The organism is Streptomyces sp. NPDC034111 (assembly GCF_055575375.1).
In genome coordinates this window covers 1-12,676 of sequence record NZ_JBVIST010000014.1, presented here as the reverse complement: position 1 = coordinate 12,676, position 12,676 = coordinate 1, and the positions used below count along the sequence as shown (strand labels likewise).

Annotated in this window: 11 protein-coding genes and 1 pseudogene; 4 read left to right on the top strand and 8 right to left on the bottom strand. The window is 73.1% G+C overall.

Translation table 11 applies throughout. The features are described from left to right. Positions 1-79: 79 nt before the first annotated feature. The 7 genes and pseudogenes from ACZ55A_RS26215 to ssd form a co-directional block, all read right to left on the bottom strand. Positions 80-313: pseudogene (locus ACZ55A_RS26215) on the bottom strand (Rv3654c family TadE-like protein); the annotation flags it as partial. Positions 314-326: 13 nt separating this feature from the next. After that, positions 327-725 (bottom strand): TadE family type IV pilus minor pilin, encoded by a 399-nt coding sequence (locus tag ACZ55A_RS26210; RefSeq protein WP_468844660.1) that lies wholly within the window; start codon positions 723-725, stop codon positions 327-329. Continuing rightward, a complete protein-coding gene (locus tag ACZ55A_RS26205) occupies positions 712-873 on the bottom strand; it encodes a DUF4244 domain-containing protein (RefSeq protein ID WP_468844657.1) in 162 nt (53 codons plus the stop codon). Before ACZ55A_RS26205 ends, ACZ55A_RS26210 begins: the two co-directional genes overlap by 14 nt. Before the next feature lie 106 nt (positions 874-979). Further along, positions 980-1,540, bottom strand: coding sequence for a type II secretion system F family protein (locus ACZ55A_RS26200; RefSeq protein WP_468845053.1), 561 nt, complete (start codon positions 1,538-1,540; stop codon positions 980-982). Positions 1,541-1,957: 417 nt separating this feature from the next. Further along, positions 1,958-2,875, bottom strand: coding sequence for a type II secretion system F family protein (locus ACZ55A_RS26195; RefSeq protein ID WP_468844654.1), 918 nt, complete (start codon positions 2,873-2,875; stop codon positions 1,958-1,960). Then, positions 2,872-4,044, bottom strand: a complete 1,173-nt coding sequence (locus ACZ55A_RS26190; RefSeq protein WP_468844651.1) for a TadA family conjugal transfer-associated ATPase — start codon at positions 4,042-4,044, stop codon at positions 2,872-2,874. Before ACZ55A_RS26190 ends, ACZ55A_RS26195 begins: the two co-directional genes overlap by 4 nt. Next, complete coding sequence (ssd, locus tag ACZ55A_RS26185) at positions 4,041-5,318, bottom strand: septum site-determining protein Ssd (RefSeq protein WP_468844648.1); 1,278 nt, start codon at positions 5,316-5,318, stop codon at positions 4,041-4,043. Before ssd ends, ACZ55A_RS26190 begins: the two co-directional genes overlap by 4 nt. 483 nt (positions 5,319-5,801) lie before the next feature. On the opposite strand from ssd, the gene ACZ55A_RS26180 reads away from it, so the two are divergent. Beyond that, complete coding sequence (locus ACZ55A_RS26180) at positions 5,802-6,707, top strand: HAD-IB family hydrolase (RefSeq protein WP_468845050.1); 906 nt, start codon at positions 5,802-5,804, stop codon at positions 6,705-6,707. A 371-nt stretch (positions 6,708-7,078) separates the two neighbouring features. Here ACZ55A_RS26180 and ACZ55A_RS26175 read toward each other — a convergent pair whose 3' ends face one another. Further along, positions 7,079-7,936, bottom strand: a complete 858-nt coding sequence (locus ACZ55A_RS26175; protein WP_468844645.1) for a Fic family protein — start codon at positions 7,934-7,936, stop codon at positions 7,079-7,081. 101 nt (positions 7,937-8,037) lie between these two features. On the opposite strand from ACZ55A_RS26175, the gene ACZ55A_RS26170 reads away from it, so the two are divergent. From ACZ55A_RS26170 to ACZ55A_RS26160, 3 genes are all read left to right on the top strand, one after another. Continuing rightward, positions 8,038-9,024, top strand: a complete 987-nt coding sequence (locus ACZ55A_RS26170; RefSeq protein ID WP_468844643.1) for an ATP-binding protein — start codon at positions 8,038-8,040, stop codon at positions 9,022-9,024. Positions 9,025-9,390: 366 nt separating this feature from the next. Then, on the top strand, positions 9,391-11,721 hold the full coding sequence (locus ACZ55A_RS26165; RefSeq protein WP_468845046.1) for a SulP family inorganic anion transporter: 2,331 nt from the start codon (positions 9,391-9,393) through the stop codon (positions 11,719-11,721). Between the two features lie 148 nt (positions 11,722-11,869). Then, positions 11,870-12,676: AMP-binding protein (locus tag ACZ55A_RS26160; RefSeq protein ID WP_468844640.1), on the top strand; the 807-nt coding region annotated here is incomplete at its 3' end.

The window sequence follows — 12,676 nt, the reverse complement described above, 5'->3', positions numbered from 1 at the left end:
GGCCTGGCGCCGCCCCGGCCGGTCCCGCGCGAGCCCTGATCCGCGAGGTGAAGGGAGGGCCGCCCGCCTCGACGGAGACATCCGCGACCGCCCCGTCCACCGAGCAGCGCACCAGGCGGGTGCGCTGGGCGGCCGCCACCCGCCCGGCCGCCGCACACGCCCGGTCGGCGCCCTGCACGGCGCGGTCCGCCGCTGCCAGCGCCGCGAGGTCCGCGGCGCCGCCCGCCCGGTGGCGTGCCGTGACGGCCTGGCCCACGCCGAGCAGGGCCAGGAACACCACACACAGCGCCGCCGCCGCGAAGACCGTCCACACCGTCGCCGAGCCCTCATCCCCGCACGGTTTCCTCGGCAAGAGCCACCGCCTCCCCTCCGACCCGGACCGTCAACCGCGCCACACCGGGCAGCTCGGCCTCGACCCGTACACGCACCAGCTCTCCCTCCCGCGCCAGCGCGATGTGCGCGCCCCGGGGAGCCACACCGCGGGCCGCCGCGATCACCGCCGGCCGCGGTTCCGCTCGCGCCGCCGCCCGCGCACCGGCCCGAGCCGCGTCCACACACTCGATACGGGCACAGACGGCCATCAGCCCCCAGATGAGCGCCCCCACGACCGCCACCAACAACGGCAGGACCACCGCCGTCTCCGCCGTCGCGAATCCGGCGTCGCGCGACGGTCGTGGAGCGCCACGCGCCCGGGGCCGCGTCCCCCGGACGTCAGAGCTGGGCATGGAGCGCCCGCTCGACCACCGACTGGAGCAGCCCCTTGACGGCTCCGCTCGTCACGATCTTGTAGAGCACCATGGCCAGCGCACATGCGGCGAGCATCCCCACGGCGTACTCCGCCGTGGTCATCCCGCGGTCATCGGCCGCGACCATGCGCAGCCTCGTGCACCAGCGTCGAACCCTTCCGAACATTCCGTCCCCCGTTCCACCGGCCCCTTCACCGGTCCTGAAATTGCTTGTTCCACTGCTCAGTTACGGATCACATGCGCCCCAGCAGGCTCGTTGCCAGGCCGATCAGCACCGGCGCCACCCCGAGGGCGAGGAACGCCGGCAGAAAGCACGCCGCGAGCGGGAGGGTGACCAGCACCCCGGCCCGGCGGGCCCGCGCGGTGGTCGCTCTGGCCTGCTCGGCGCGGAGTTCGGCGGCGATCCGGGAGACCGACTCGACGGCCGGCACCCCGGATATCCCCGCCCGCTCCATGCAGCGGGCCAGCCCCTCGGCGCCGGGGAGGGCGGCCAGCCGCCGCCATACGACGGCCGGTTCGCCGCCCAGGCGCAGCTCCGCGGCCACCTGCCGCAGCCGCGCGGCAACGGGTCCGTCGAGCGAGCGGCCCACCGCCTCGGCCGACTCCCGCGGCCCGGCCCCCGCAGCGAGGCAGGCCGCCAGCAGATCAGCGGCCGGGGCCAGCTCCGCACGTACCCCCGCGACCGCCAACCGCGCCGCCTCCGCGCCCCGTTGGCGCAACAGCCAGCGATGTACGGCACAGCCCGCGACGAGCCCTGACACGACACCGGGCACCCCGCCGATGAGGACAGCCACCAAGACGGCCGCCCCCAGGGGCCCGGCCCACGCCCTCGGTCCGCCGCCGGCCCCTCCGTGACTGCTGCCACGACTGTCACGGCTACGGCTGCCACGGCTACGGCGGTCCCGTCGGCCGTCGGGGCCGTCGCTGTGGGCGCCGCCGTCGGCGTCGTCCTGTCGGTCGCCGTTCCGTCGGCGCCGGCGGAGGCTCGCCGGCCTCTGCTGCCCGGCGGGGCCGTCTCTCCCGCCGTACCCGGACGGGGCGCCGCCCCATACCGCCGGGATCCGTCTCCGCACGGTCCGCCCGCGATGGGCCTCCCGCACCAGCGCCAGGACGCGCAGCACCGCCAAGGCCCCCAACGCTGCCGTCACCACCGCGATGGTCATCCCCATCCTGTGGACAACTTCCGGCACCACGAAAATCCCCCTCCCTTCCTACGTTCCTTCGGCATCCGCGACGATCCGGGCCGTCCAGGCCACCCCGCCCCACTCCAGGAGTCCGCCGGCCACGAGGCAGGCCCAGCCGGCGGGGGTGTGCAGCAGCACCCGCAACGGGTCGGCGCCGAGAGCGCCGCCCATCAACAGTCCGCCGGCCGGGAGCAGGGCGAGTATCAGCGCGGTGGCCCGAGGTCCCGCCAACTGGGCCCGTAGCTCCTCGCGTTGATCCCGCTGAGCGCGCAGCCCCGCCGCGATCCGCTCCAGCCCGGAGGCGAGACCGGCGCCGCCCTCCACCGCCACCTGCCAGCAGGCCGCCACACCGGCCAGCCCCTCGGCCCCCGGCAGCCGTGCCGCGGTACGCAGCGCCCGGGGTACGTCCCCGCCGTAGCGCGCCGCCGCCACCGCCGAGGCCGCCGCTCCAGGGCCCGGCGGCCCCGCGGTGGCCAGGGCCTGGGCGGGCTGCCGTCCGGCCCGCAGCTCGCCCGCCACCGCCGCACACACCCCGATCACCTCCGCGGTCCGCCGGCTCCGCGCCCGCTCCGCCCCACGGGCGGCCAGCCACCGGCGGACGAGGAGACAGGCCACCGGCGAGGCGAGCACCGGGAGTACGGACCCGCCCAGCGCCCCCAGCACCAGCCCTGCGGGCAGACACCAGACCTCCCGCCCGATGTCCCCCCACCGGCCGCGCCGCCACTTCGCCTCCCCCGCGGCGGGCCACCGCGCACACCACCGCTTCCGCACCCCCTCGGCCCACCACCGGACCGACCGCCCCGCTGCCGCTCCCACTTCGTCCCGTTCCCCGAACAGCGCCCGCGCCCGCCGCGCTGCGTCGCCCCGCCCACCGGTGGCCAGCCGGACCGCGGCCCCCGCGCAGAGCACCGCGAGCACCGGCACCGCCACCCCGGCCCCGCTCATCGGCCCGCACCCCCGTCCCGTTCGCACAGCCGCACCAACCGCCCCCATCCGCGCGCCTCCTGGAAGCCGCCAGGGCTCCAGACGGCGGCCGGTACGGTCACCACGAGGCCGTCGCGGTCCCTCTCCAGGACATGGAGCTCAGCGATCCGGCGCCGGCCGGAGCGGTCGCGGACCAGATGGAGCACGACCGAGAGCGCGGCCGCCAACTGGCTGTGCAGCGCGGCGCGGTCGAGGCCCGCGGACGACCCCAGTGCCTCCAGGCGCGCCGGGACATCGCAGGCGGCGTTGGCATGAACCGTGCCGCAGCCGCCCTCATGTCCTGTGTTGAGCGCGGCCAGCAGGTCCGTGACCTCGGCGCCGCGCACCTCGCCGACCACCAGCCGGTCGGGGCGCATGCGCAGGGCCTGTCGTACGAGGTCCCGTAGCGTCACCCGGCCGACGCCCTCCTGGTTTGCCGGGCGGGTCTCCAGCCGCACCACGTGGGGGTGGTCCGGGCGCAGCTCCGCGGAGTCCTCGGCCAGGACGATCCGTTCGGCGGGCCCGACCAGCCCGAGCAGGGTGCTCAGCAGCGTGGTCTTGCCGGAGCCCGTACCGCCGCTGATCAGGAACGACAGCCGGGCGGCGAGCATCGCCCGCAGCAGCCGGTCGCCGCCCGGCGGGACCGTCCCGGCCGCCACCAGCTCCGCGAGGCCGAAGGCGCGCGGTCGCAGCACCCGCAGGGACAGACAGGTCCCGCCCACCGCCACCGGGGGCAGCACGGCGTGCAGCCGGGTGCCGTCCGGGAGCCGGGCATCGACCCACGGGCGGGCGTCGTCCAGGCGCCGGCCGGCGACCGCCGCCAGGCGCTGGGCGAGTCTGCGTACCTCCGTCGCGTCCCGGAAGCGGACGTCCGTGCGCTCCAGTCCGGCACCGCGGTCCACCCAGACCTCGTCCGGTGCGGTGACCAGCACATCGGTCACCTCGGGCGCGGCCAGCAGCGGCTCCAGGGGCCCGCTGCCCACCATCTCGGACCGTAACGCGGCCACCACGCCCAGCACTTCGGCATCCCCGAGGAGCCGGCCCTCCTCGCGCAGCGCCACCGCCACCCGAGCCGGTGTGGGCTCGGCCCCCGCCTCGGCCAGTCGCCGGCGCACCGCCTCCAGCAGCTCCTGTCCCTGCCCCGCATTCATGGCCGGTCTCCGCCCCGGCCGCCCGCCGGGGAAGCCACCTGGTCCGCCGCCGCTCCCCGGCCCGGGCCCGAAGCGGCCCCCGGCCCCGGCGCCGTGCCCGCGCCGGACCCGGCCCCCGGTTCAGGCCACGGGCCGGCTCCCGAGGCCGTTCCCTCCCCGGCTGCCCCCTCGCCCCCACCGGCCGCCACCCGTGCCCAGAACCCCGCGCAGAACCGCGCCAGCGGTCCACGGGCCCGGGCGCCGGGCGGGAGACCGCGTGACAGATCCGCCAACAGGTCCGCTTCCCAGGGCAATTCGCCGGCCAGGGGCAGGTCCATGAGGCGGGCGATCTCCTCCGGAGGGAGACCGTGCCCGTGACGCTCAGGGGTGCCGCGCGCCACGATCCGTACGTCGTCGAGCAACTGCTGGACACCGCCCGCCACCCGCTGGGCCGCCGCCACCGCGCGCAACTCCGTGGGAACGAGCAGCAGTCCCATGTCCACCTGGGTCAGGGCTTCCGCCGTTGCCTCGTCCACACGGCGCGGCAGGTCCACCACCACGACCCCACCGCGCCTGCGTGCCGCGGCCATCACCGCGCGCATGGCCGCCGGCGGAATCGCGACGTCGGAGCCGCGGTCCCAGCTGAGGACGCGCAGGGAGTGCAGACGGGGCAGTGACTCCGCCAGGGCGCCGCCGGCCACCCGGCCGCGCGATTCGACGAAGGCGGGCCAGCGCAGGCCCTTCTCCTTCTCGCCGCCCAGCAGGACGTCCAGTCCGCCGCCCAACGGGTCGCCGTCGACGAGCAGGGTGCGCAGGCCCGTACGGGCGGCGGTGACGGCCAGGGCGCCCGCCAGGGTGCTCGCTCCGGAGCCGCCCCGGCCGCCGATGACGCCGACGGTCAGGGCCGGCGGCCCGGTGCCCTCGACCGCGTCGGCGATCCGGTCCACCAGCCAGCGTTCGCCGTCGGGGAGGGCGAGGACCCGCTCCGCCCCGATGGCGACGGCCTGGCGCCAGGTCGCTTGGTCGTCCGTGTGCCGGCCGGTGAGGATGACGCCGTCGCGGCGTCCGGCGCCGTGCAGCCGGCTTGCGCAGTCGTCGCCGACGATGACCAGCGGTGCCGCTTCCCAGGCCCCCTTGCGGCCGGGCGGGCCGTGCGCCACTTCGGGCAGCGCACCGGCCGCCGCGCACAGCCGTAGAAGATCGTCGAGGAGCCTTTCGTCCTCGGTGATGAGGAGTGGTCCACCCCGCTCCGCGGCGGTTCGGTCCGGTCGTTCCGTACGCGTGGTTCCGGCCACGTTCTGTCCCCCTATCGCTACGCAACTCGCACATCCGCGAACTCGCGGACTTTCACGATGCAGCGATCGGGAAATCCAAGTGGATCTTGATCCAAATCTGTGGACAACTCCGCGACTGTGAATATCCCTGTCACCTATTCCAGCGACGAAGGGCTACTTCTGGGGCGCAAGAGGGGCACATGAAGGACTGGCGTGATCGAGCTTCCGCAGAGCATCCTGTTAACTACACTGAGTGACCGGAAGAGCGCGTCCGCGCGGCAGGGTCTGCAAGGGCGGAACGAGAGGCACATCGGCGTCCGACGGCGGAAAATGCGTCCGGACATGCGACGACCCCCGCCGGGGGGGAGAGCGGGGGTCGTCCCCACGGCCGACTCGGGGGGGGGAGGAGCCGGACCGGGTTAGCACGGTCGCGAACGATCCGTGACTTCCATGGTGTACCCGACAGCCTTCTCAGGCAAACCCACGCGCCACACCTTACGCCGAATGGTGGGCGCCTATGCTCACCCCGTGGAAAACCACTCCGTGCCTCACTCGACTCCCCGTACTGCTGCGTTCTTCGACTTGGACAAGACCGTCATTGCAAAGTCGAGCACGCTGACCTTCAGCAAGTCGTTCTACCAAGGCGGCCTGATCAATCGGCGGGCCGTACTGCGCACCGCGTACGCCCAGTTCGTGTTCCTCGCCGGCGGCGCGGATCACGATCAGATGGAGCGGATGCGTGAATATCTCTCCTCGTTGTGCCGCGGCTGGGACGTGGCCCAGGTGCGCGAGATCGTCGCCGAGACGCTGCACGATCTGATCGACCCGATCATTTATGACGAGGCGGCCTCGCTCATCGAGGAACATCACGCCGCCGGGCGGGACGTGGTCATCGTCTCGACGTCCGGCGCCGAGGTCGTCGAACCGATCGGTGAACTCCTGGGCGCCGACCGGGTGGTGGCCACCCGTATGGTCGTCGGGGCGGACGGCCGCTTCACCGGAGAGGTGGAGTACTACGCCTACGGCCCGACGAAGGCCGAGGCGGTGCGGGAGCTCGCCGAGTCCGAGGGCTACGACCTCGAGCGCTGTTATGCGTACAGCGATTCGGCCACCGATGTCCCGATGTTGTCGGCGGTCGGTCACCCGTATGCGGTCAATCCCGACCGGGCGCTGCGCCGCGAGGCGGCCGCGCGCGGCTGGCCGGTGCTCACCTTCAGCCGTCCGGTCCCGCTCAAGCAGCGACTGCCGGAGCTGTCGATGCCCTCACGGCCGGCCCTCGCCGCGATGGCCGCGGTCGGTGCGGCCATGGCCACCGCGACGCTCGTCTGGTACGCGAGCCGACGGAAAACCACAAAGCTGCGACTTGGCCGAATTGGCCCTGTCGACGTCGCCCGTAATGCCCGTGTTTGAAGCCAAACGTAAAGATCTGTGGTCCGGGGTTCCACTTCACCGGCCCGAGTAGTACAAAGGACTTAACGGCCCGCGAGACCAAGGACATCCGAGAGGAACACCTTTAACGCAGCAAGTGGCCCACGGACCGATGCATGAATGTCGAGCACCCACGCGACGCCGACCCGTCGATTACGGGCCAGCCGCACCAGGTAACCGGACGAAGATTCCGACCTGATGGGCAAATATTCGAGCACGCTTGGTAACCCGGCGGACATGCCAGCGGCGGTACCACCCATTGGTACCGCCGCAACCCTGTTCAGGGACGAATGCGGGACGGCCGAATTCCGGGACGGCGGCCCGGGGCTTCGTCCGCGCCGCTTATGCCGTTCTCAGGCCGCGCCGCGCTGGAGCGCCTCACAGACCGCGGTGCTCTCCCGTACGCCGAGTTCCACCGCGCGCCCACAGTGCGCGATCCATGCGGCGACGCCCTCCGGAGTGCCCGAGACATAGCCCTCCAGGGCGGCGAGGTATGCCGCGCGCCCCAGTTCGGCGTGTCCGACCTCGGCGGGACAGATCGACTTCGGGTCCAGCCCGCTGCCGATCAGCACGATCCGCTCCGCCGCCCGGGCCACCAGCCCGTTGTGGGAGGCGAACGGACGCAGCGCGAGCAGTTCACCGTGCACCACGGCCGCGACCACCAGGGCCGGCGCCTCGGTGCCGCCCAGCAGCAGCCGCGACAGGCCGTCCAGCCGCCCGGCGACCTCGTCGGCGTCCGGCAGCGCAAGCTCGATCAGCGGTTCGTCCACCGGCTCACCGGCCAGTCGCGGCCGCCCCACGGTCTCGTCCGGCGCCTTGCCGCCGGCCGCCACCAGGTGGAGCCGCGCCAGCACCCGCAGCGGCGACTGCCGCCACACGCTCAGCAGCTGCCCGGCCTCGGCGGTCAGCCGCAGCGCCGCGCCGACCGTCTGCGGTTCGCCCTCGGTGCCGAAGTCGGTACGGCGCCTGACCTCTTCGAGCGCCCAGTCGGCCCCGGCCAGCGCCGCGGTACCACGCGCTCCGCGCAGCGCCGCCTCGGAGGTGACCTCATTGCTGCGGCGCCGCATGATCCGGTGGCCGTAGACCCGGTCGACGCCCTTGCGCACGGAGTCCACGGAGTCGGCGACTCCCGGGAGCGAGGCCAGGGTGGCGAGCGGGTCGGCGCTCGCTTGCGGGGGTTCGGGGGACGTCCCCCGGGAGATTCCAGCCATGGGTACGACCCTACGCACCACCAGGCCGGACCCCTCGAAGGAGTGGTCTTCTTCACGCGGATCTCTCACCGAACGACACCGCGAGATTACCCTTGGTGAACATGAAGATCGCTTTCGTAGGCAAGGGCGGCAGTGGCAAGACCACCCTGTCCTCCCTGTTCATCCGGCACCTCGCCGCGGCCCGGGTGCCCGTCATCGCGGTGGACGCCGACATCAACCAGCATCTGGGCGCCGCCCTCGGCCTGGACGAGGAGGAGTGCGCCGCACTGCCCGCGATGGGCGCTCGTCTCCCATTGATCAAGGACTACCTGCGCGGCAGCAACCCCCGGATCCCGTCCGCCGAATCCATGATCAAGACCACTCCGCCCGGCGAGGGCTCACGGCTGCTGCGGATCGTCGAGGACAACCCGGTCTACGACGCCTGCGCGCGGCCGGTCGAGCTCGACGGCGCGCCGGTGCGCCTGATGGCGACCGGCCCGTTCACCGACTCCGATCTGGGCGTGGCCTGCTACCACTCCAAGGTCGGCGCGGTCGAACTGTGCCTGAACCACCTGGTCGACGGGCGCCAGGAGTATGTCGTCGTCGATATGACGGCCGGCTCGGACTCCTTCGCCTCCGGCATGTTCACCCGCTTCGACATGACCTTCCTGGTTGCCGAGCCGACCCGTAAGGGCGTCGCGGTCTACCGCCAGTACAAGGAGTACGCGCGGGAATTCGGTGTCCCCCTCAAGGTCGTGGGCAACAAGGTCCAGGGCCCCGACGACCTGGCGTTCCTGCGTGACGAGGTGGGCGAGGACCTGCTGGTGACCCTGGGGCACTCCGAGTGGGTGCGCGCCATGGAGAAGGGCCGCCCGGCCGGCTTCGCCTACCTGGAGCAGGCCAACCGTCGCGCCCTGGAGACGCTGCACGACACGGCCGACGCGACCTACGGGCAGCGCGACTGGGAGCGCTATACGCGCCAGATGGTGCACTTCCATCTGAAGAACGCGGAGAGCTGGGGCAATGCGAAGACCGGCGTCGACCTGGCCGCCCAGGTGGACCCCGCCTTCGTGCTCTGCGAGGGAGCGGCCGCCCCCCAGCCCGCCTGACCGCACGGGCCGGTCGCGGCCGGCCCGGCCTCCAGACCCGCGCCAGACATCCCGTGCCCGCCCCTTTCCGCATTTCCGGTGGCGGGCCGCTCTGCTGCACCCAGGAACGGCTCGCACGTCAAGAAAAAGGCACGAAAAGGACAAGCTAAAGACCGCCATATTCACCCAATAGATGGACAGATTGCGGCAAATGCCCGCAAAGGCTTCTCGCTCCCTTTACCTGTCATTACGATTCATTTACCGATGCTTGAGAGTCACCGGACCGTCACCCCGCGCGACGTCCACCGGCCGGCTCGCGTCATGCCGCAGTACACCGCCGCCCACGATCGCGCCCCGCGCGACCGCGTCGCCCCGGAGGAGACGGGAATGCCGCAGATCGAGAAGTCGCCGCCGCCACCGCGCACCCCGGACCGCAACGGGATCCCGCCCGGGCCTCCTCAGCACCCCGAGGAACCCCCTGCGAAGAAGGCCGGCCTGGCCGCATTCCGCCAGGACCTCTCCGCCTCGATCGTGGTGTTCCTGCTCGCCGTACCCCTGTCCCTGGGCATCGCCCTGGCCACCGGTGCCCCGCTCCAGTCCGGACTGGTCGCCTCGGTCGTCGGGGGCCTCGTCGCCGGACTGCTCGGCGGCGCTCCCCTCCAGGTGAGCGGCGCGGCCACCGGCCTGCTGGTGGTCACCGCCGACCTCGTCCAGCGCTACGGCTGGCGCGCCACCTGCGCCATCACGGTGCTGGCAGGTCTCGCCCAACTCGCCCTGGGCGCACTGCGCGTGGCCCGGGCGGCGCTCGCCCTCAGCCCGGCGATCGTGCACGGCATGCTGGCCGGCATCGGGGCCACCATCGCCATCGGGCAGCTCCATGTGGTGCTCGGCGGCAGCCCCGACAGTTCGGCGCTCGACAACGCGGCGGCGCTACCAGGGCAGTTGGCGCATCCGCACACCGCCGCGCTGCTGATCGGCGCGCTCACCGTCGCCGTGCTGGTCGGCTGGGACCGGCTGCCGGGCCGCGTCGGGCGCTGGGCGCGGGTGCTGCCCGCCCCACTGGCCGCCGTGCTCGCCGCGACGGCAGTCAGCGCCTGGATGACGGTGCCGCGCGTGAATCTGCCGTCCTGGCGGCTGCCGGAGCTGCCCGCGCTGCCGGACGCGTCCGTTCCGGCGCTGGCCGCAGCGGTGCTGACCGTCACGCTCGTCGCCAGTATGGAGTCGATGCTGTCGGCGGTGGCCGTGGACCGGCTGGCGGCCGAGCGGCCGGGCGCGCCCACGGGCCGGATGCAGCTCAACCGCGAGCTGTGCGGCCAGGGCGTGGCCAACGCCGTCTCCGGGCTGCTGGGCGGGCTGCCGGTCTCCGGGGGCGCGATCCGGGGTTCGGCCAACGTCCGGGCGGGCGCGGCCACCCGCCGCGCCACCGTCCTGCACGGCGTATGGGTGCTGCTGTGCACGGCCCTGCTGGCCGCGGCGCTGGAGCTGATCCCGCTGGCCGCGCTCGCCGCACTGGTGATGGTCATCGGCGTACGGATGGTGAGCTTTGCGCACATCCGGCATGTGCAACGGCACCGCGAATTCCCGGTGTACGCCGGCACCTTGGGCGGGGTCGTCCTGCTCGGCGTCCTCCAGGGCGTACTGGCCGGTGTCGCGGTGGCGGCCTTCCTGGCACTGCGCCGGCTGACCCACACCCGTATCTCGGTCACGCAGGAGGGTGCCGCCTACCGGGTGCGGGTCAGCGGCCAGTTGACGTTCCTCGCGGTGCCGCGGCTGACCCGGACGCTGGCGCAGGTGCCGCCGCACACTGAGGTCGTCGTCGAGCTGTGCGGCTCGTTCATGGACCACGCCGCCTACGAGGCGCTCCAGTCCTGGAGTGCGGCCCATCGGGCGCACGGCGGCTGGGTGACCCTCGGCGGCCGTACCGGGCGGCCGCTCGCCGAGCCGTCCGGCGCGCACTCCTGCCGGCCGTGGACGCCCTGGCGCAACCACCACTGCACCCGTCCCGCCCCGGAGCTGACCGCGGCCCCGGAGAGCAGCGGCGGCCAACTCCTCGGTGGGGTCAGCGCGTTCCAGCGCCATACGGCCCCGCTCGTCCGTGAGGAGCTGGCGCGGCTGGCGCGCGAGGGCCAGCGGCCCACCCAGCTCTTTCTGACCTGCGCGGACTCCCGGCTGGTCACGAGCATGATCACCTCCAGTGGTCCGGGTGATCTCTTCACCGTGCGCAACGTCGGCAACATGATGCCGCCGCCCGGCTCGGACGCCTCCTGCGACTCCGTGGGAGCGGCGGTCGAGTACGCGGTGGAGGTGCTGCGGGTCGGCTCGATCACGGTGTGCGGACATTCGGGGTGCGGCGCCATGGGGGCGCTGCTGAACTCCGCCGCGCCGGACGATGCGGAGCCGACCTCGCTCTCCCGCTGGCTGCGGCACGGCCGGCCGAGTCTGGCCCGTATGCAGCGCATCGGACGGCTGGGGCGGGGCGAAGTGGCCCTGAGCGGACGTCCGGTGACCGACGACCAGGAGCGGCTGGCGCTCGTCAACGTCATGCAACAGCTCGATCACCTCAGGGCACACGCCTGTGTGGCCCGGCGGGTGGCCGAGGGCACGCTCGCGCTGCACGGGATGTATTTCCATGTCGGCGAGGCGCAGGCGTACGTGCTCGACGAGGCCACCGGGCGGTTCTGCGCGGTCCGCGGCGAGCCCGCTCCGCTCACCGCCTGACCTGCGCGGCGGCGTCCCAACACCCCAGGAACAGCCCACCGACCTACAGGTCTACACCAATTTTTGTCCACAGCCCTTGTCAGGGTCCGTCCCGGGCTGATGAGCTATGACCTGGGACACAACGCACGCCCTGGGAATGGGAGAAGTCGTGAGCAACGAAAGCCTGGCCAACCTGCTCAAGGAGGAACGGCGGTTCGCTCCGCCCTCCGATCTGGCCGCGCATGCCAACGTCACGGCTGCCGCGTACGAACAGGCCGCGGCGGACCGGCTGGGCTTCTGGGCGGAGCAGGCCCGACGCCTGTCCTGGCAGACCGCGCCCACCCAGACCCTCGACTGGTCCAACGCGCCCTTCGCGAAGTGGTTCGCCGACGGCAAGCTCAATGTCGCCTACAACTGCGTGGACCGGCATGTGGAGAACGGCCTGGGCGACCGGGTCGCCCTGCACTTCGAGGGCGAGCCGGGCGACAGCCGCGCGCTCACCTACGCCGAGTTGCAGCGCGAGGTCTCCAAGGCCGCCCATGCCCTCACCGAGCTGGGCGTCCAGGCCGGCGACCGGGTCGCCATCTACCTGCCGATGATCCCGGAGGCGGTCATCGCCATGCTGGCGTGCGCGCGCCTGGGCGCACCGCACTCGGTCGTCTTCGGCGGTTTCTCCGCCGACGCGCTGGCCACCCGTATCGAGGACGCCGACGCCCGGGTGGTGATCACCGCGGACGGTGGCTACCGCCGGGGCAAGCCGAGCGCGCTCAAGCCCGCCGTGGACGAGGCCCTGACCCGGCCGGGAACGGAGAACGTCCGCAGCGTCCTCGTCGTCCGCCGCACCGGCCAGGAGGACATCGCCTGGCACGAGGGCCGGGACGTGTGGTGGCACGAGGCCGTGGGGCGCCAGTCGGCCGAGCACACCCCGGAGGCGTTCGACGCCGAGCACCCGCTCTTCATCCTCTACACCTCCGGC

Coding starts and splice junctions, on each gene's coding strand:
- ACZ55A_RS26175 (WP_468844645.1), bottom strand. CDS start 7,936: ATGGCTGGAATCTCCCGGGGGACGTCCCCCGAACCCCCGCAAGCGAGC.
- ACZ55A_RS26210 (WP_468844660.1), bottom strand. CDS start 725: ATGCCCAGCTCTGACGTCCGGGGGACGCGGCCCCGGGCGCGTGGCGCT.
- ACZ55A_RS26190 (WP_468844651.1), bottom strand. CDS start 4,044: ATGAATGCGGGGCAGGGACAGGAGCTGCTGGAGGCGGTGCGCCGGCGA.
- ACZ55A_RS26180 (WP_468845050.1), top strand. CDS start 5,802: ATGGTGGGCGCCTATGCTCACCCCGTGGAAAACCACTCCGTGCCTCAC.
- ACZ55A_RS26205 (WP_468844657.1), bottom strand. CDS start 873: ATGGTCGCGGCCGATGACCGCGGGATGACCACGGCGGAGTACGCCGTG.
- ACZ55A_RS26195 (WP_468844654.1), bottom strand. CDS start 2,875: ATGAGCGGGGCCGGGGTGGCGGTGCCGGTGCTCGCGGTGCTCTGCGCG.
- ACZ55A_RS26165 (WP_468845046.1), top strand. CDS start 9,391: ATGCCGCAGATCGAGAAGTCGCCGCCGCCACCGCGCACCCCGGACCGC.
- ACZ55A_RS26170 (WP_468844643.1), top strand. CDS start 8,038: ATGAAGATCGCTTTCGTAGGCAAGGGCGGCAGTGGCAAGACCACCCTG.